This is a genomic window from Bartonella sp. AA1HLJMS (assembly GCF_042197445.1).
Lineage (GTDB): Bacteria > Pseudomonadota > Alphaproteobacteria > Rhizobiales > Rhizobiaceae > Bartonella.
In genome coordinates this window covers 1-18,262 of record NZ_JBHIRW010000010.1, presented here as the reverse complement: position 1 = coordinate 18,262, position 18,262 = coordinate 1, and the positions used below count along the sequence as shown (strand labels likewise).

Annotated in this window: 16 protein-coding genes and 2 tRNA genes; 8 read left to right on the top strand and 10 right to left on the bottom strand. The window is 36.5% G+C overall.

The features are described 5' to 3' along the window. Nucleotides 1–20: 20 nt before the first annotated feature. From purL to rpe, 7 genes are all read right to left on the bottom strand, one after another. The gene (gene purL / locus ACFIQE_RS04435; protein ID WP_375707313.1) at nucleotides 21–2,231 is read right to left on the bottom strand and encodes a phosphoribosylformylglycinamidine synthase subunit PurL; all 2,211 of its coding nucleotides are present in this window, start codon (nucleotides 2,229–2,231) and stop codon (nucleotides 21–23) included. Between the two features lie 293 nt (nucleotides 2,232–2,524). Beyond that, entirely contained in the window at nucleotides 2,525–3,196 is a 672-nt protein-coding gene (gene purQ, locus ACFIQE_RS04430; RefSeq protein WP_375613086.1) for a phosphoribosylformylglycinamidine synthase subunit PurQ, read from the bottom strand. A gap of 11 nt (nucleotides 3,197–3,207) precedes the next feature. Further along, nucleotides 3,208–3,447, bottom strand: a complete 240-nt coding sequence (gene purS, locus ACFIQE_RS04425; RefSeq protein WP_375611546.1) for a phosphoribosylformylglycinamidine synthase subunit PurS — start codon at nucleotides 3,445–3,447, stop codon at nucleotides 3,208–3,210. Nucleotides 3,448–3,525: 78 nt separating this feature from the next. Next, entirely contained in the window at nucleotides 3,526–4,290 is a 765-nt protein-coding gene (purC, locus tag ACFIQE_RS04420) for a phosphoribosylaminoimidazolesuccinocarboxamide synthase (RefSeq protein WP_273791179.1), read from the bottom strand. Nucleotides 4,291–4,463: 173 nt separating this feature from the next. Next, nucleotides 4,464–5,012, bottom strand: a complete 549-nt coding sequence (locus ACFIQE_RS04415; protein WP_375611547.1) for an RBBP9/YdeN family alpha/beta hydrolase — start codon at nucleotides 5,010–5,012, stop codon at nucleotides 4,464–4,466. A 68-nt stretch (nucleotides 5,013–5,080) separates the two neighbouring features. Next, nucleotides 5,081–6,388, bottom strand: a complete 1,308-nt coding sequence (gene purB, locus ACFIQE_RS04410) for an adenylosuccinate lyase (protein ID WP_375613148.1) — start codon at nucleotides 6,386–6,388, stop codon at nucleotides 5,081–5,083. After that, entirely contained in the window at nucleotides 6,388–7,074 is a 687-nt protein-coding gene (rpe, locus tag ACFIQE_RS04405) for a ribulose-phosphate 3-epimerase (RefSeq protein ID WP_375640409.1), read from the bottom strand. Before rpe ends, purB begins: the two co-directional genes overlap by 1 nt. A 146-nt stretch (nucleotides 7,075–7,220) precedes the next feature. Here rpe and ACFIQE_RS04400 point away from each other — a divergent pair, with 146 nt between their 5' ends. Together ACFIQE_RS04400 and dksA are read left to right on the top strand one after the other, a co-directional pair. After that, entirely contained in the window at nucleotides 7,221–7,760 is a 540-nt protein-coding gene (locus ACFIQE_RS04400; protein ID WP_375611549.1) for a flavin reductase, read from the top strand. Nucleotides 7,761–8,068: 308 nt separating this feature from the next. Beyond that, entirely contained in the window at nucleotides 8,069–8,485 is a 417-nt protein-coding gene (gene dksA, locus ACFIQE_RS04395) for an RNA polymerase-binding protein DksA (protein WP_015856486.1), read from the top strand. Between the two features lie 52 nt (nucleotides 8,486–8,537). Here the strand turns inward: dksA and ACFIQE_RS04390 are convergent, their stop codons facing one another. Beyond that, nucleotides 8,538–9,014, bottom strand: coding sequence for a hypothetical protein (locus ACFIQE_RS04390; RefSeq protein WP_375621317.1), 477 nt, complete (start codon nucleotides 9,012–9,014; stop codon nucleotides 8,538–8,540). A 217-nt stretch (nucleotides 9,015–9,231) separates the two neighbouring features. Here ACFIQE_RS04390 and ACFIQE_RS04385 point away from each other — a divergent pair, with 217 nt between their 5' ends. Further along, nucleotides 9,232–11,766, top strand: coding sequence for a response regulator (locus ACFIQE_RS04385; protein WP_375707312.1), 2,535 nt, complete (start codon nucleotides 9,232–9,234; stop codon nucleotides 11,764–11,766). 282 nt (nucleotides 11,767–12,048) lie between these two features. Here ACFIQE_RS04385 and purN read toward each other — a convergent pair whose 3' ends face one another. Next, nucleotides 12,049–12,660 carry a phosphoribosylglycinamide formyltransferase gene (gene purN, locus ACFIQE_RS04380; RefSeq protein ID WP_375707311.1) on the bottom strand — a complete coding sequence of 204 codons (612 nt, stop codon included), beginning with the start codon at nucleotides 12,658–12,660 and terminating at the stop codon, nucleotides 12,049–12,051. Next, nucleotides 12,657–13,748 (bottom strand): phosphoribosylformylglycinamidine cyclo-ligase, encoded by a 1,092-nt coding sequence (gene purM, locus ACFIQE_RS04375; RefSeq protein WP_375621314.1) that lies wholly within the window; start codon nucleotides 13,746–13,748, stop codon nucleotides 12,657–12,659. The genes purN and purM overlap by 4 nt, the downstream gene beginning before the upstream one ends. Before the next feature lie 158 nt (nucleotides 13,749–13,906). On the opposite strand from purM, the gene ACFIQE_RS04370 reads away from it, so the two are divergent. The 5 genes from ACFIQE_RS04370 (at nucleotide 13,907) to ACFIQE_RS04350 (ending at nucleotide 17,102) form a co-directional block, all read left to right on the top strand. Next, nucleotides 13,907–15,118, top strand: coding sequence for an AI-2E family transporter (locus tag ACFIQE_RS04370; protein ID WP_375621313.1), 1,212 nt, complete (start codon nucleotides 13,907–13,909; stop codon nucleotides 15,116–15,118). Next, complete coding sequence (hdaA, locus tag ACFIQE_RS04365; protein ID WP_375707310.1) at nucleotides 15,115–15,804, top strand: DnaA regulatory inactivator HdaA; 690 nt, start codon at nucleotides 15,115–15,117, stop codon at nucleotides 15,802–15,804. The genes ACFIQE_RS04370 and hdaA overlap by 4 nt, the downstream gene beginning before the upstream one ends. A gap of 710 nt (nucleotides 15,805–16,514) precedes the next feature. Beyond that, a tRNA-Pro gene (locus tag ACFIQE_RS04360) sits at nucleotides 16,515–16,591 on the top strand. An 89-nt stretch (nucleotides 16,592–16,680) separates the two neighbouring features. Beyond that, entirely contained in the window at nucleotides 16,681–16,986 is a 306-nt protein-coding gene (locus ACFIQE_RS04355; protein WP_375611556.1) for an ETC complex I subunit, read from the top strand. 39 nt (nucleotides 16,987–17,025) lie between these two features. Further along, nucleotides 17,026–17,102 (top strand) — tRNA-Arg (locus ACFIQE_RS04350). The last annotated feature ends 1,160 nt before the right edge of the window (nucleotides 17,103–18,262 follow it).

The following is an 18,262-nucleotide window of genomic DNA, read 5'->3' as shown; positions in this document are numbered from 1 at the left end:
TTTAAGAGAAAAAACAATTTTTACTCTTCACCCATAAATTGTGGAAACCAGTTTTCATAGGCTTTTGTGAGTTTGTCTATAGAAAGTTTTAGTATTCCATCTATATCAAGTGCATCACCTGCAACTTGACCTAGCTTTGTTAAAGAAACTGTATTGATTTGTGCGAGCTCTTTAAGACTATTAAGAGAGTGAGGTTTGACGGCTAAAAGATAACGTCCTTGGTCTTCTCCAAAAAGTTCTGCATGATGGGGTGATTTATTGCTTAACTTTACTTTGATTCCTTTACCTGCTTTAATCACCATTTCAGCAAGTGCTATCGCTAATCCTCCGTCAGAAAGGTCATGGGCGGCGTGAATAAAACCACGATGTATGACATCTCGAACAAATTGACCATGCTTTTTTTCAAGTTGTAAATCTACAGGTGGGGGGGCGCCTGCATCAATATTTAAAATGTTACGTGCATAGATTGATTGTCCTAAATGGGAGCCGCAATTTCCTACTAAAACAAGAATATCTCCATTTTGCATACCACTTATTGTTACCATTTTAGACCAATCATTAAGAAGGCCTACACCAGCAATTGTGGGGGTTGGAAGAATGGCTTCCCCATTTGTTTCGTTGTAAAGAGAAACATTGCCTGAAACGATAGGAAAATCAAGGATTCTACAAGCTTCTCCTATACCTTTAATAGCAAAAACCAGCTGTCCCATAATTTCAGGTTTTTCAGGGTTACCAAAATTGAGATTATCTGTAGCAGCCAGTGGTGTTGCACCTGTCGTACTAATGTTTCGCCAGCATTCTGCGACAGCTTGTTTCCCCCCTTCATAAGGGTCTGCTTCACAATAGCGAGGTGTTACATCAGAAGAAAAAGCAAGAGCACGTTTGCTGTTGTTTCCTACACGGATAACGCCTGCATCACCTCCTGGACAAACAAGGCTATTTCCTTGGATAAGGGTATCATATTGTTCATAAACCCATCGCCGAGAACTTTGATCAGCAGAATTCAATAAGCACAGAAGCGCATCACCAAGATTTTCAACTTTTTTGACGTCTTCTGCTTTCAAGGGTGTTTTTTTTGCCGGCTCACTCCAAGGACGATCATAAACAGGCGCTTCATCACCAAGCTCTTTGATGGGAAGATTGACAACTTCTTCCCCTTGATGAAATACACGAAAACGTAAATCATCGGTTGTTTTTCCAATGATAGAAAAATGTAGTCCCCACTTATGAAAAATTGCTTCTGCTTGCTTTTCTAGTTCTGGTTTAAGGACCATGAGCATACGCTCTTGACTTTCAGAAAGCATCATTTCATAGGCTGTCATGTTTTCTTCTCGAACAGGAACTGTATCAAGATTAAGCTGTATCCCCAGATTTCCTTTTGCTCCCATTTCAACGGCAGAAGAGGTGAGTCCTGCTGCCCCCATATCTTGAATAGCAACCACGGCTCCAAGTTCCATGAGCTCTAAACATGCTTCAAGGAGACATTTTTCTGTAAAAGGATCACCGACTTGAACGGTTGGACGTTTTTCACTGATTGAAGAATCAAATTCAGCAGAAGCCATTGTTGCTCCACCGACACCATCACGTCCTGTTTTTGCACCCAGATAAACAACAGGGAGTCCAATACCTTGTGCTTTAGAATAAAAAAGGGCGTCTGTCTTTGCAATACCGGCGACAAAAGCGTTAACAAGGATATTGCCATTATAACGCTCATCAAAATTTACTTCTCCACCAACCGTTGGAACACCAAAAGAATTGCTGTAACCACCTATTCCAGAAACAACACCAGAAACAAGATGGCGTGTTCGTGGGTGATCAGGAGCACCAAATCGCAATGCATTCATAGCAGCAACAGGACGGGCTCCCATTGTAAAGACATCACGTAAAATACCACCAACACCTGTCGCTGCACCTTGATAAGGTTCAATATAAGAAGGGTGGTTATGGCTTTCCATTTTGAAAACAACACATTGTCCTTCGCCAATATCGACAACACCAGCATTTTCACCAGGTCCTTGGATGACACATTTTCCTTCTGTCGGAAGAGTTTTTAGCCATTTTTTAGATGATTTATAGGAACAATGTTCGTTCCACATCGCAGAAAAAATTCCTAGTTCAGTAAATGTTGGTTCTCTACCAATTAACGTTAGGATACGTTGATATTCATCTTCTTTTAGCCCGTGTTGTGCAATGAGTTCTGATGTAATAGTGATGTTATTGCAAGGCTTCATGAGTATTTATCCGTCAAATTAATCGAAATTTAGTATTTTTATTTTTTTAACCTAGCAGCTTATATTATAAACAATCATGTTGTTTAATAATAAAAATATTTATAGACAGTAAGCTGAAGATTTTGTCCGTTTGTTTGGTGGGATTTAAGACTAAAAATGGTCTTAAATAATTATGTGTTTAGAAAATAATATCCATTGTTGTTTGTGAAGAGCTTTGTTTATAGCTTTATGAAGCAAGAAATGGTATAAATCCTTATTTTTTTAAATTATGGAGCGCGAGTATTTTTGCAGCATTATCCATTTACTAACTCTAAAGCACTTTGAAAAAGTAAACGACCGTCAGTACCTCCGTGGGCGGGTTCAATAAAGTTTTCAGGATGGGGCATCATACCAAGAATATTACCAGCTTTATTAACAATACCAGCAATATCTTTCATTGAGCCGTTCGGGTTTGTATTTTCTGCATAGCGAAAAACAATTTGTTCATTGTCTTCCATTTGTTTCAATGTTTCACTATCAACAAAATAATTTCCGTCATGATGGGCAACAGGACAACGAATAATTTGTCCTTTAGAATAATATCGAGAAAATTTTGTCTTGGCGTTGACGACTTCAAGCTTGATTTCACGACAAACAAATTTTAAAGAAGCGTTACGCATTAAAGTACCGGGTAATAATCCTGCTTCCAACAAAATTTGAAATCCATTACAGATACCTATAATTGTCGTACCTTCTTGTGCTTTTTCACGAATGGCTTTTAAGACGGGAGTTCGCGCTCCAATCGCACCACATCTTAAGTAGTCGCCATAGGAAAAACCACCAGGAATAATAATAACATCTACATCTGGAATTGTTGTTTCTGTTTGCCAAATTTTTAGTGGCTCAACTCCCGTTATATGATGTAATGCTGCAACCATATCTCGATCACGATTTAATCCAGGAAGTTGAATGATGGCAGTTTTCATGAGCGTTTCACTTACAGAAGTTCGATTGTATAATTTTCGATGACAGTATTTGCGAGTAACTCTTCACACATTTGTTCAAGTTTTTTCTTTGCAGTTTCAGAAGGTAAATCATCAAGAACAATATCAAAAACCTTTCCTTGACGAATAGATTGAATGCCTTCGAAAGCCAAACTTTTTAAAGCACCGACAATTGCTTCTCCTTGTGGATCAAGAACGCTTTCTCTTAAAGTAACCGTAATGCGTGCTTTCATTTTTTGCTTCCTGCTTGTTAAAAGAACCTCTCCTTTGAAGAGGGGTGTTTGTATAAGGTGATGTTTTTTACCTTGTTTTTACTTTACGAGAACGGGACCACTTGGTCGTGTTGGTTCGTTTTCATTCATAATACCAAGACGTTTGGCAACTTCTTGATAGGCATTAATAAGCCCTCCCATATCACGACGAAAACGGTCTTTATCCATTTTTTCTTGTGTGTGCATATCCCATAGTCGTGCAGAATCAGGAGAGATTTCATCAGCAAGAACAATGCGCATTGTTTCATCTTCCCACAGGCGACCAAATTCCATTTTAAAATCAATTAATTGGATGTTAACACCGGCAAAAAGCCCAGAAAGAAAATCATTAATACGAATTGAAAGTTGCATGATATCTTCTATCTCTTGTGGGACAGCCCATCCAAAAGCTGTGATATGTTCTTCCGTTACCATAGGATCATCGAGAGAATCATTTTTATAGTAGAATTCAATGATGGATTGCGGAAGCGGGGTTCCTTCTTCCAGTCCTAAACGCTTAGCAAGAGAGCCGGCAGCAACATTGCGAACAACAACTTCCAACGGAATGATTTCCACCGCTTTAATAAGCTGTTCGCGCATGTTTATACGTTTGATAAAATGTGTTGGGATGCCCAAACGTCCAAGATGGCTAAAAATATGTTCCGAAATTCGGTTGTTTAAAACGCCCTTTCCGTCGATAATTTCATGTTTTTTTGCATTAAAGGCAGTTGCATCATCTTTAAAAAATTGAATATAAGTCCCTGGTTCAGGTCCTTCATATAAAATTTTAGCCTTGCCTTCATAAATACGGTGGCGACGATTCATCATGATTCTCTGTTTATCTTGAGAGGTTTTTAATAACATTGATAAATGATACTATCCTAATTGATAGAATTTCTCAATGATATTGCTATGATACTTTTATAATTTTTATCATTACACGTTTACCCAAAGGTGAAGATACATAAGCGATGAGAAAGAAGATCACCTCTTTTGGATCAAATTTTTGCAAGAAAGTGAGAGAGGACCATAAGCCCTTCAGGCCAAGGTCCGTGTCCGGATTCTGCGTTAATATGGCCAGAATACCCAGCATCAACAAAGAGTGATCCCCAATCATTGGCAATTTTTTCTGCTACTGAAAATTGACAAAACTCATCGTTGCGACTGGCTATGACAATAGAAGGAAAAGGAAGCTTTTGGCGATGATAGGGGCCAAATGTCATTAAATGTTTGGGACGTATTTTTTCATTGGCGACATCTGGAGGTGCAACAAAGAAAGCGCCACAAATTTTTTCTGTATTTTGTACAGTTGCATGAATAACACTGGGAACTCCTAATGAATGAGCAATAAGCATAACAGGCCTTTGAGCTTTTGCGATGGCGGTTTTAACTTTGTTAACCCACTCTTCACAAACAGGCTTTGACCAATGGAGTTGTTCAATGCGGCTGGCTGTCGACAATTTTTTTTCCCAGCGTGTTTGCCAATGATCTGGACCAGATCCTTTGTAGCCAGGAACAATAAGAATATCGAGTTGATTTGCTTTCATGAATTGTTTTCTTTGTTACAACAGATTTTTGATCATAGGTTGAATGGATTTTGGTTTTCTATGTCGCTTTATTGTTCTTCAAAAACACGTTTAAAAATCGTATTGATATGTTTGGTGTGGTAAGAAAGATCAAATTTTTCGCGAAGTTCTTCTTCACTTAAAGCTTTGGTAACATCTTTGTCGTTGAGGAGTTCTTCTAAAAAATCTTTTCCTTGTTCCCAAACTTTCATCGCATTTCGTTGTACAATCCGATAAGAATCTTCACGACTAATCCCTGCTTGTGTGAGTGCTAAAAGAACCCGTTGTGAGTGAACAAGACCGCGGAATTTATTGAGATTTTTTTGCATATTTTCTGGATAGACAATGAGATTTTCAATGACAGATGTGAGGCGAGAAAGAGCAAAATCAAGTGTAATAGTCGCATCTGGAGCAATATAACGCTCAACAGATGAATGGGAAATATCACGTTCATGCCAAAGAGCTACATTTTCCATGGCTGGGAGTGCAAATGCACGTACCATACGGGCTAATCCAGTTAAATTTTCTGTTAAAACTGGATTACGTTTATGAGGCATTGCCGATGAACCTTTTTGCCCAGGTGAGAAATGTTCCTCTGCTTCAAGAACTTCTGTTCGTTGTAAATGGCGTATTTCTATTGCTAGCCTTTCAATAGAGGAAGCAATAACACCAAGTGTTGCAAAAAACATAGCATGACGATCTCTTGGTATTACTTGGGTGGAAACCGGTTCAGTACGCATTTTCAAGGCTTTTGCTACATGTTCTTCAACGCGTGGATCGATATTAGCAAAAGTTCCTACAGCTCCTGAAATCGCGCAAGTAGAAATTTCTTCTCGTGCAGCAAGAAGACGTTTGCGACAACGAGAAAATTCAGCGTATGCAAGAGCAAACTTGATTCCAAATGTTGTCGGTTCAGCATGAATGCCATGACTCCGCCCAATGGTGATTGTCTCTTTATGCTCAAAAGCACGTCTTTTTAATGCTTCAAGAAGTTGATCTATATCCTCTAGCAAAATATCACTCGCACGCATCAATTGAATGTTCAGCGTTGTATCGAGAACATCAGATGATGTCATACCTTGGTGGATAAAACGTGCTTCTGGTCCAATGAATTCAGCTAGGTGGGTTAGAAATGCGATAACATCATGTTTGGTAATTGCTTCAATTTCATCAATACGATTGACATCAAATTTAGCTGCTGCCCCTTTTTCCCAAATGACTTTGGCGGCTTCTTTCGGAATAATCCCTAAGTGAGCAAGAGCATCACAGGCATGGGCTTCAATTTCAAACCAAATACGATATTTTGTTTCAGGAGACCAAATTGTTACCATTGCAGGGCGGGAATAACGTGCGATCATCATTTTTTTCCTTGTTGTGAGAGGATTGCGGCTTGGCGCAATGCACTAATACGTGTTTTGTAAAGCTCTTTATTGCCATCTTTATAAATTGCAGAGCCTGCGACAAATACATTTGCACCAGCTTTTGCAGCTATCCCAATTGTATCAACGGTGATACCACCATCAACTTCAAGATCAATAGGGCGGTTTGCAATCATGCTTTTAACGCGCTTAATTTTATCTTTTATTTCTGGAATAAAACTTTGTCCACCAAAACCGGGATTGACCGTCATGATGAGAATGAGATCTAATTGATCAAGCAAATATTCAAGTACATGTTCAGGGGTGCTTGGATTGAGTGCGATTCCTGCTTTTTTCCCCATTTTTTTGATTGTTTGTAATGAACGATGAAGATGTGGACCTGCTTCAGCATGAATAGTTATAATATCTGAACCTGCTTTTGCAAAAGCTTCTAAATAAGGGTCTACTGGTGCGATCATCAGGTGGACATCAAATATTGCTTTTGTTAATGGGCGCAGAGCTTTGATGATTTCAGGACCAAAGGTGATGTTAGGAACAAAGTGCCCATCCATAATATCAAGATGAAGCCAATCTGCACCAGCATCAACAACATCTAACATTTCTTGTCCAAGTTTAGAAAAATCAGAAGCCAAGAGAGAAGGCGAAATGAGATGAGAATGGGGCATTAAAATCTCCTTAGATTGGCAGTTTTTATCATATCACTGTGTATACACAAATATTTTTTGTGTTATGACGGAAAAGAAAAAATATGTATTATAGGTCTTTTTATGGAAAGATTGCTTGAAATTTTAAAGCTTTATAAGTGAAAGATATGTCGAATCATAAAACATATTTGATGCCTGAACTTCAACATAAACATACTATTGCGGTTTCTTCCCAAGAATATCGAGATGCCATGAGTCTTTTTGCAGGAGCTGTGCATATTGTGACAACAAATGGTATTAAGGGAAGACGTGGGGTGACTGTTTCGGCGTGTTGTTCTTTATCTGATGATCCTCCAACCCTTCTTGTTTGTCTCATGCGTCATAATTTAAAGAATCAGGTGTTTATGGAGAATGGAAATTTTTGTGTTAATAGCTTGGCAGGAAAACATCGCTCATTAGCGGATGTTTTTTCGAGGCGTTGCAATTCTACACAAAATGAGCGTTTTGATGTTGCTCAATGGGGAGCTTTGCAAACGGGGGCGCCTAGTCTTTCAGACGCTCTAGCGTCGTTTGATTGTCGTTTGATTTGTTGGCACGAACACGCAACCCATTGTGTTTTGATTGGTGAGGTTGTTGCAATCAACTGTAATAAAGAAAAAGATGCTTTGATGTATTTGAAACGTGAATATCACACTTTGCCTTTATAAAGATTTTATTTTTTTGCATTGATGAAATGATTTATTGTTGCTTCATTTAGATTTTTAACAATGTAGGGAGTAGGGGAGGGATGGCTCTGATATCTGATTTCCTTCTTTTTAAAGTTTTTCAATAAGCGAGAAAAATGATTCTGGATGAGATTTGATCAAGAATTCAATCTACATAAAAAAGCGATCAAACCTAAACAGTGCATTTAGATATATTCGTCGATTGTTATGAAAAAACATTTTACTCTTGTGTTGATGGGTATTGCACAATATATAGACCGCACATAGCATATGTGGAGGTTTTTTATTGCATGAGCGAAGAGATTGATGGTCAATATCGCCCTAGTGAAGATGAGCCTTTTATGAATGAGCGGCAAAAGGCGTATTTTCGTGCTAAATTGGTTTCTTGGAAGAATGATATATTAAAAGAAGCTCGTGAGACTTTGGAAAATTTGCAGGAAGAGAATGTTGGTCAGCCCGATTTGACTGATCGGGCTTCTTGTGAAACTGATCGTACAATCGAATTACGTGCTCGTGATCGTCAGAGGAAACTTATTTCAAAAATAGATGCTGCTTTAGAGCGCATTGATAATGGGACATACGGTTTTTGTGAAGAAACCGGCGAACCCATTAGTATCAAGCGTCTTGAGGCTCGGCCGATAGCCGTTTTGTCATTGGAAGCGCAAGAACGTCACGAACGACGTGAAAGAGTTTATCGCGATGATTAAGGTTATTGAGATGATAAACAAACGAAATTCGTGGTGATAAAATTGTATATTTTTATTTTTGATGGGTAGGAATGAATAAAGATGGTTCTTGCCGCCCCTCAATTTCGGCGGTGATGGCTGAATCTTTTACCGCTTGATTCGTAAAAGGAGAGGGACTTTTATCCGATACATCGTTTCTTTCTGGAGGGGCGGAATTTAGATGTGTGTGTATTTTTCTTTTTTGTATTTTTGATGTATCAGTAATATCGGATTCTACAACTACATCTGTTAATCCGCCAATAAGGAGCAAATGTTCTTTATTATCGCAACGGACTAAAACAAGGCGGCGTGCTCGATCTATAGAAATTACTTCACATAATGCTAATCGTGATAGACTTTTTTTTCTATTAATGCTGTATCTTCCTGTACTTAAGCGACGTAAAAACACGATAATTACGGTAATAGCTGCGATTGTTATTATAAAAAGCAAAAAGCTTATCGTTATGTTTGCAGCAGATACACCTATCTGCTCTGATAACCAGATATACATAGATTTTCTCCCATTTTGGATGGAAATATTATTTTTTATTGAGATAAAGTTATAAACATACCCTCAAAAGATTCACTTATAATGTAAGAAATAAACTTTTGAATATTAAGCGAGCTTATCTTAGATAATATCATAGTATATACTTTATAACAACATAACAACGAATATAAAGGAAGTTTGTGACATAAGAAATAGCTATAAGCTAAGGCAAAGAGAGATGGATAAAGATTTTCAGAATAATGAAAGATCAGCGTCTTCGTTTCACCGGAGAGTTGTGATTTTTGGTGTTGTTTTTGTATTAGGTTTTCTTTTCATTGTGGGTATTTTAGGTTTTTTTTATCCACAAAACTATTTGCAACAGGCGATATCAATATCTTTTTTGATTCTAGCAATGATCGGTGTTGCAACACTCGTTTTGTGTGGAATGGGAATTTTAAGATATCATGTGTGGTCGCATGAAGATTTTGATTTTAGCATCTTTAATAGGAGCGATGATGCAATTGTAATCTCTGATCTTTCTGGTTTTGTTTATTATTCTAATCAAAACTATCGAAAAATTCTGACCTATAAGCCTGAAGTGTCTTGTTATAGGGTTATTGCAGATCTACCAGGAGCTGGTGCACTCTCGTATCGCTTAAAGGTTGCAGCCTGTAATAATCTTGCAGCGCAAGAGGAATTAAGAGTAGAACAGCCAATTTTTACCGATTCTACATTAAAAAAATCTGTTTGGTATAATATTTCCATTCAACCTATCACAAAACAGAAAAAAAAGCTTTTATTTTGGCGTATTACTGATATTTCGCACTTACAACAAACGCGAGAAGTTTTTTTCTCGAACCTTCAAGAGGCTATCAATCACTTGGATCAAGCTTCTATTGGTTTTGTATCCGTTAATAGACAAGGAACTATTCTTTATGCCAATGCGACTTTTGCAGAATGGTTTTCAATTGATTTAGCGAATTTCTCAATTGGTCAACATAATTTTGATTCGTTATTTGATAGCGTTGGTGCTAAGAGCTCATGGAGTGATATCTGTTTACAAACCAACAGATATCAAAGTTCAGGTTACTCTTTACCTTATAGGTTTTCGTTATGTTTAAATTCACACACGACTTGTGAGAAAATATTCCATTGTCTTATATCTGTTTCTTCTCTCTTAGAAGAGGAAGCCATTTATCGTGTTGTGATCATTCCACAACAAATACAAAAAGAAGAGGATGATCAATTAAAATTACCCAGTATATTAGGAGAATATTTTGATGCGAGTCCTTTTGCAATAGCCGTGGTGGATCATGCAGGGCAATTGGTTCATATGAATAAAGCTTTTTCATCACTCACGGGATGTATGGACAAAGCTGTCAATTTTTATGATGTTATTTCTCGTCGTGATTGTGTGCAGTTAGAGCGTTCTTTTCAGAGAATTGCGACAAATAAAAATTATTTTGTTTCTCTAGAAACTGTTTTAGAAAAAAATGAAGAATGCCATTTACGGCTCCATATTATGTCTGTACCGCCCTATCACGGTGATGCATTGCAAGATTTGCTTATTATCTCTGTGATTGAAACAACCGAACAAAAAACTCTTGAAGATAAAATGATGCAAAGTCAGAAGATGCAAGCTGTAGGACAATTGGCTGGCGGCATTGCTCATGATTTTAATAATGTTTTAACAGCAATTTTAATGTCGTGTGATCTTCTTTTAAATACGCATCGTAGTTCTGATCCTGCTCATGCTGATCTGATCAATATTAAAAACAATGCTAATCGTGCAGCTGCTCTTGTCCAGCAATTATTAGCTTTTTCTAGAAAGCAAACACTTCGACCTGAAGAAGTCGATTTTACTGAATTTTTATCAGATATCCGCAATCTTATTTTACCACTTTTGGGGAATAATATTCAGTTAAAAATTATCCATGGAAGAGATTTGTGGAGCGTTGAAGTTGATCAAGCATCTTTTCAGCGTGTTATTATGAATTTGGTTATTAATGCGCGTGATGCCATGTTAGATGGAGGTATTGTTACGATTGCAACAAATAATATTACAAAGCAACAAAGTGCTGAATTTAATCATCTTGGATTAGCAATTGGCGAGTATGTGCAATTGACTATTTCAGATACAGGGGCTGGTATATCTGCTGCTATACAAGAAAAAATGTTTGAGCCATTTTTTACAACAAAAGAAGTTGGAAAAGGAACAGGACTTGGTTTATCAATGGTTTATGGAATTATCAAGCAGAGCGGTGCGTATATTTATTGTGAAAGTAAAGAAGGTGAAGGAGCAACATTTCATATTTTTCTTCCCCGTTATATCCCCAATATAAAAGGAGAAATTTCTCAAAAGATTGAAAAAGATGAAGAGAAAGATAAAAATATAGACTTAACAGGATCTGCGACTGTTTTATTGGTTGAAGATGAAGATGCGGTCAGAATGGGGGGGGTAAGAGCTCTTCAAATGAGAGGATATACGGTTTTAGAGGCAGCAAGTGGGGCGGAAGCACTCTCTATTCTTGAGGAACAAAAAGGAGATGTTGATATTATTGTTTCCGATGTGGTGATGCCAGAAATGGATGGGCCCACTTTATTGAAGGAAGTCCGTAAAAACTATCCTAGTATCAAATTTCTTTTCGTTTCTGGATATGCAAAAGATGCTTTTGCTAAAAATCTTCCACAAGATGCTGTTTTTGGTTTTTTATCTAAACCTTTTACACTCAAACAGTTAGCTGTAACAGTTAAAGAAACACTTTCATCATGAGAAAAAATTTATGCAATAGAAAAATTGCGTATTTTAAGATTTTTTAGGCTAAAGACGAGAGCATTTTGATAAATAGAGCTTATGATAATGTCATAGAACTAAATAAAGAAGAAGAATTTTGAAAATGAAATAAAATTCAAAAAATCACATGTTTTGTGCAAAAATTTATGAAGAGATGGGCTCTATTATGTCAACATTTCATAGAGATTTTCAATTGTAGATACTGAGCAGAAACTATGTGTAAAGCATTGAAATATGCTGATTAATAGATTGTTGATACACTCAAAAAGATAAAAGCTGTTGTTGCGTATCTATCATTTTGCTCTTTCCTTCAATAAATGCTTTTAAAGCTTCAGGATAGAGTTTATGCTCTACTTTAAGAACTCTTTCTGCTAAGCACTCAGCAGTATCATGGGGATAGACTGGAACGGCTGCTTGGGCAAGGATTTTTCCTGCATCCATGTCTTCTGTAACAAGATGAACAGTGCAACCCGTGATTTTTACACCTGCTTGTAAAGCTTTTTCATGTGTGTTTAAGCCTTTAAATGAAGGCAAAAGAGAAGGATGAATGTTTAAAATTCGTCCTTCATAAAGTTTTACAAAACGTGGTGAGATAAGACGCATATACCCTGCAAAGCAGAGAAAATCTGGTTTATATTGATCTAAAATCGTAAAAATATCTTCTTCATGCTCTTCTTTTGTTTTGTAAATTTTACGATCAACAATATGAATAGGTAAGTTATGGTTTTGCGCCTTTTCAATACCGTTTGCACGCGGATTATCGCAAATAACCGCGACAATTTCAGCAGGATATTCTTTTTGTTGACTAGCTTGAGCAAGGGCGACCATATTGGACCCATTACCAGAAATGAAAACGACGATTTGTTTTTTCATAAATGCAGTACCCCTTGATAAAGTATTCCTTTATTTTGATCTTGGCATTTTGTTAAAATACCAAGGGGAGTTACAGTTTCTCCTTTTCTTTCAAGAGCTTGTGTAATTGTTTCAGCTGCATGCTGTGCTACGATAATGATCATGCCAATACCACAATTGAATGTTCTTAACATTTCTCTTTCTTCTATTTTACCTTGTTTGGCAATCCATGAAAATACTGCTGGAACATTGATGGTAGAAAGATTAATTTCAGCGCAGAGAGAAGATGGAAGGACACGTGGAATATTTTCAGGAAAGCCTCCACCCGTAATATGAGCAAGAGCTTTAATCCCTTCATATTTTCGCATGATAGGAAGAAGCGATTTTACATAAATGCGTGTTGGTGTAAGAAGTGCTATACCAAGGCTGTTTTCAGGGGAAAAAGGGGCAGGGTCATTCCATTTGAGATAATTTTGCTGGATGATTCGTCGAACAAGCGAAAAGCCATTGGAATGAATTCCAGAGGAGCTTAGACCTAATATAACATCACCTTCTATCAAATCTTTTGAAGGGAGTAGCTTGCTACGTTCGCATGCTCCTACAGCAAAACCGGCTAGATCATAATCTCCCTCTGCATACATTCCTGGCATTTCTGCAGTTTCTCCTCCAATAAGAGCAGCACCGGCTTGTTTACATCCTTCTGCAATACCAGAAACAATCGCAGCCCCTTGTTCAGGGTCGAGCTTTCCAGTTGCAAAATAATCCAGAAAAAAGAGCGGTTCAGCTCCTTGTACAAGTAAATCATTGACACACATAGCAACGAGATCAATACCTACAGTATTATGGTGACCTACTTCGATAGCAATTTTTAATTTTGTTCCCACTCCATCATTGGCTGCTACGAGGATAGGATCTGTAAAGCCAGCGGCTTTTAAATCAAAAAGGCCACCAAACCCACCAATTTCTGCATCTGCTCCGGCTCGTTTTGTAGCGCGTATAAAGGGTTTGATTTTTTCTACCATGGCATTACCCATATCGATGTTTACACCGGCTTTTGCGTAGGTAAGGCCGACTTTGGATTTATTCTTTATAAGATCTTGATTGCTCATTGGAGCCTTCCTTTAATGGAAAATCAGGTTTTGATATTATGCAATGCCATGATAGAGTTCTCTCTGCAAGAGATATTGATAAGAAAATAAGCAACTTTTCTTGTAGCTTATTTTGAAGTTGTTTATAATTTTTTGTGAAGATTTTTTTAGGATATTTTATGAGCAAGATATCAGATAATCACGGACAGTCTTCTTGGCAACTTATGAGAAAGAAAGTGAGTGAGAATACATCTCGTGATCGTTATAAGACTTATGTGCCAGCGTATACTCAATTACCGTTGCCGAATAATATGAAAAGACAAATCTTTTTTTGGCTTGGTACGCTGATTTTTTTCATTCTTTTTATGTTTGTTTTTGGATCGATTTTGCTTCCTTTTGTGGCAGGGATTGTGTTGGCTTATTTTCTCAATCCCATTGTTCAATTACTTGAAAAATTTGGTATTCGTCGTGTGTTTGGGACTGTCCTTATTACCTTATTTATTGTTATTACCTTTGTTGCTGCTTTAGTTATTTTGATTCCTGTTATTAGTTGGCAAATACAGCAATTTATGAGTGATGGTTTACCTGTTTATATTAATCGTATTCAAACCTTTTTTGTTGAGCATGATTTTGATTGGTTAAGGCGCTATTTTGGAAGTGATCCAAATGAATTACGGAATAATATTAAAGGATTTTTGGGCGAAGGTTCGGATTTTATTACGTCTCTTTTGAATTCACTTTTAAAGTCAGGAAAATCTATCGTTAATATCGTTAGCCTATTTGTTGTGGCACCTGTGGTGGCATTTTATATGTTATTAGATTGGCCACGTATGGTAACAGCAATCGATTCGTTAATACCGCGTGATCATCTTGAAACCGTCCGTAGTATTTTTCATGAAATGGATAGAGCTATTGCAGGCTTTGTTCGTGGACAAGGAACAGTTTGTCTCATATTGGGAGGCTATTATGCTATTGGTTTAACGATTGCAGGACTCAATTTTAGTCTTTTGATTGGTATGTTTATTGGTCTTATTAGCTTTGTTCCTTATATCGGCACAATGAGTGGTTTGGTCCTTTCTGTTGGTATTGCATGGGTCCAGTTTTATCCCAATAATTGGGGGGGAATCATTGTTGTGATGGCACTTTTTTTAATTGGTCAATTTATTGAAGGTTATATTCTTCAACCCAAGCTTGTGGGTTCATCAGTGGGATTACATCCCGTATGGTTGATGTTTTCACTTTTTGCTTTTTCTTCACTCTTTGGTTTTACTGGTATGCTTGTTGCTGTTCCTGCGGCAGCGGCTGTTGGCGTTTTAGTTCGTTTTGCTCTTCATACTTATCTGAGTTCTCAGATGTATTCGCGAAGCGGAAATTCGGAGTCGCTAAAATGAATGGGCGTGAAACGCAATTATCTTTAAATTTTCCTTATGATCCGATTTTTCAATTTGAGGATTTAGTGGTAACGGAAAGTAATCGTATGGCTTTTCAGCTTATTGATCACTGGCCCAATTGGAGCTTACCTATTGCAGTTTTGGTTGGTAAAGAAGGATCTGGAAAAACGCACTTTTCTAATATATGGCTCCAAAAAGCAGATGCTTTCAGGATTCAGTACAATGAACTTGGTCAGGCTGTTACTATGGCTTCTTTAGGAAGATCATTTTTAATAGAGGATATTGATACAGGTGAAATCAATGAGACAGAACTTTTTCATTTAATTAACAGTATTAAGCAAATAAATCTTGATGCACGACAAGCTACTTTATTGATGACGGCACGAACACTTCCTTCCGCTTGGAATTTAACGTTAAATGATCTAAAAAGTCGTCTTAATTCGGTGATGTTCGTTGAAATTAATCAGCCTGATGATGCATTGTTAACAGCTGTTGCTTTTAAGCTTTTTTCCGATAGGCAACTTATTGTACATCCAGATACGGTTTATTATCTTGTAAGCCGTTGTGAACGTTCTTTATTTTCATTGAAGCGTGTTATTGATTCTGTTGATCAGTTGGCATTACAAAGAAAAAGAAAAATAACACGTGCTGTTATTGCTGAAGTTTTAAATAGAAGAAAACCGTAAATACTCCTTATCATGGCTTACTTATTCTGTTCTTCTATTATCGTTTCAATATGTGGAAGACAAGTCATTTAAATTTTCTTCTTTTGGGATATCTATATAAGAGAGAAAAATAGTGTTTTTTTACTCTTGTCGTATTTTTATTTTAAATAACTTTGAGATTTTATTGTATGATGTTGAATTCTTTTCAGCTTCGCATTTGAAAATTTTTCTAAAAAGAGCGCTTTATTTTATTTATAATAAAACCTTGTGCTTTGAAAAAATGTTTGTTGTTTATGAATATGAATTGTCGCAGATTCTAGAGTTTTTAATAAAAGAGTCTTTGGGAAGATAGAAAAAGAGGGGAAAAAAGCTTAATACAGCTGAATTCTTTGGCTTATGTTCTCTTTGGGAAAATTTATCTATGATATTTAAGTCGTTTTTTTCTAAAACTGTATCTGTGAAATGCGTTTTGATACAGTGAGAGCTTGCTTAAAACAGGATAAAAATTATGAAGTCCTTATAGAGAAATTCATTCTTTTTTAATATAGATTGGATTTTTTACGGAGGTTATTTTCTACTATTTGTCAATAAATTTGTTATTGAGTAGGGGAAAAAATTAAAAAATGTGCTTTTTTGTAAAGAAATGCAACAAAATTTAAAAAAAGTGTGTTTTTCTCTTGCACTTCTGTTATGAAAATTTTAGGAAATGTGCATCAAGTAAATGTAAATGGCGGAGCGTAGCGCAGCCTGGTAGCGCACCTGATTTGGGATCAGGGGGTCGTAGGTTCGAATCCTATCGCTCCGACCATATTTGATTGAGTGTGTGAGAATGACCCAATTGGGTACGTGTGGTGAGAAACTATCATTCAAGCGTTGTGTAATCTGAAGGAAAAAGGCATGATCGCACGTATTTATAGTCCTGCTAAGACAGCTATGCAGTCAGGTAAGGGGAATACAGGTTTTTGGATTCTAGAGTATGAGCCAATGAAAGCAAAAATGCTTGAACCTCTTATGGGCTATACGGCAACGTCTGATATGAATAATCAGGTAAAGATTCGATTTAATAGGAAGGAAGAAGCGATTGCTTTTGCACGTAAGAATGCTATCTCTTACCGTGTAGAAAAGAAACATACATCGATTCGACGTGCTATTTCTTATTCTGATAATTTTCGCAGTGATCGGCAGCATTCTTGGACACATTGAATTGAAGATGCTATTTTGAATTGATAAAATAATCAGTTGGGTCCCGTAGCTCAGCTGGATAGAGCAACGGCCTTCTAAGCCGTGGGTCACAGGTTCGAATCCTGTCGGGATCACCATGTTTAAATGATATTTATAGGCTATAAAAAGTTAGAGAGTTTTCCTTTTATTCTATTAGCTTATTTTTCTGTATAATCCCGAACCTTTTTGATGTTTTTTGGTTTATTTTGTTGCTACACGTTTTCTGTTGACTGTTTTAGTATAAAATGATGCTGTTTTCTCTTTTTTCAGTAAAAATTGCTTTTGATTGCTGAAACTTTAGCATTGCATATTCTTGCCGCATGTTGCTACTATATCACATGCTTTAGGAAACAGATTACAAAAACTCTTTTTTATGAGCTTCTTTTCATCTTTCTGAAAATGAATATTTTATTTCTTAGATTAGATTTAAGCATTGCGGTTAATGCTGGTGAAATTGCCAAAAAACATCTATTGTGATTTTTTTTATTTTTTATGAATAATATTATTAGGTTTTTTAGCATGATCTTTGGTAAGATCGATTTTGATTAGATACAAGGCATGATGGATTCGATTTAGAACAGTTTATGAAACATTGAAGAATAAAAACGATATCTGTTTATGATGAGAATTTACAGATGGCACAAGAGGTGGAAAATATCTTCTTGTCTTGGAATCTGTGATTCATAACGAATTACTTCTTTATAGTTTTTTCGTATAAAAAGATGTTATATGTGCCGTCCAGATAAGATATTGTTTTTTTCAATGAGAGACACTTGCGGACAATTTGATTTAACATGATTGTCACTGTTTCTCAGGTAGGGTTATAGGTTTCATCAATGTTTAGGTTTTCTTAGTCTTATAGGTTTAAGAATGTATACTGTATATTTATATGAATGAAGATAGATTGTATCTTAGAGTTAAATTTTTAGATTTCATATTTACATTTTCAAATGTTTTTTCTTATTTCTTTATAGTTTGTACATCATGTGAAAAGTATTTTAATATTGGATAACAATCACATTAAAATGTTATGCAGATGAGCTCTGAAGATCTAAACTCACACGGTTCAAGGTGATCATTATTTCAATAGGAATACAGTGTGAGGAGAATGCCATTTTACAGGCTTTGTTTTAAGAGATATCTCTTAAAGCTCACTTCACGCTGGCGCTCATAAATGGTATATAAAAAGCAAGTAAAATAAAATAGTTATGTCTAATATGGGGGAATAGGTGAATCTTGATTCTATTGAGTTTTTTTG

Bases quoted from the DNA above. Each gene is read 5' to 3' on its own strand.
- purQ (WP_375613086.1), bottom strand. From the start codon at position 3,196: ATGAAAACTGCCATCATTCAACTTCCTGGATTAAATCGTGATCGAGAT.
- hdaA (WP_375707310.1), top strand. From the start codon at position 15,115: ATGAATGGGCGTGAAACGCAATTATCTTTAAATTTTCCTTATGATCCG.
- purS (WP_375611546.1), bottom strand. From the start codon at position 3,447: ATGAAAGCACGCATTACGGTTACTTTAAGAGAAAGCGTTCTTGATCCA.
- ACFIQE_RS04385 (WP_375707312.1), top strand. From the start codon at position 9,232: ATGGATAAAGATTTTCAGAATAATGAAAGATCAGCGTCTTCGTTTCAC.
- ACFIQE_RS04355 (WP_375611556.1), top strand. From the start codon at position 16,681: ATGATCGCACGTATTTATAGTCCTGCTAAGACAGCTATGCAGTCAGGT.
- ACFIQE_RS04390 (WP_375621317.1), bottom strand. From the start codon at position 9,014: ATGTATATCTGGTTATCAGAGCAGATAGGTGTATCTGCTGCAAACATA.
- purC (WP_273791179.1), bottom strand. From the start codon at position 4,290: ATGAATCGTCGCCACCGTATTTATGAAGGCAAGGCTAAAATTTTATAT.
- purN (WP_375707311.1), bottom strand. From the start codon at position 12,660: ATGAAAAAACAAATCGTCGTTTTCATTTCTGGTAATGGGTCCAATATG.
- purL (WP_375707313.1), bottom strand. From the start codon at position 2,231: ATGAAGCCTTGCAATAACATCACTATTACATCAGAACTCATTGCACAA.
- ACFIQE_RS04370 (WP_375621313.1), top strand. From the start codon at position 13,907: ATGAGCAAGATATCAGATAATCACGGACAGTCTTCTTGGCAACTTATG.
- purB (WP_375613148.1), bottom strand. From the start codon at position 6,388: ATGATCGCACGTTATTCCCGCCCTGCAATGGTAACAATTTGGTCTCCT.
- ACFIQE_RS04415 (WP_375611547.1), bottom strand. From the start codon at position 5,012: ATGAAAGCAAATCAACTCGATATTCTTATTGTTCCTGGCTACAAAGGA.
- rpe (WP_375640409.1), bottom strand. From the start codon at position 7,074: ATGCCCCATTCTCATCTCATTTCGCCTTCTCTCTTGGCTTCTGATTTT.
- dksA (WP_015856486.1), top strand. From the start codon at position 8,069: ATGAGCGAAGAGATTGATGGTCAATATCGCCCTAGTGAAGATGAGCCT.
- purM (WP_375621314.1), bottom strand. From the start codon at position 13,748: ATGAGCAATCAAGATCTTATAAAGAATAAATCCAAAGTCGGCCTTACC.
- ACFIQE_RS04400 (WP_375611549.1), top strand. From the start codon at position 7,221: ATGTCGAATCATAAAACATATTTGATGCCTGAACTTCAACATAAACAT.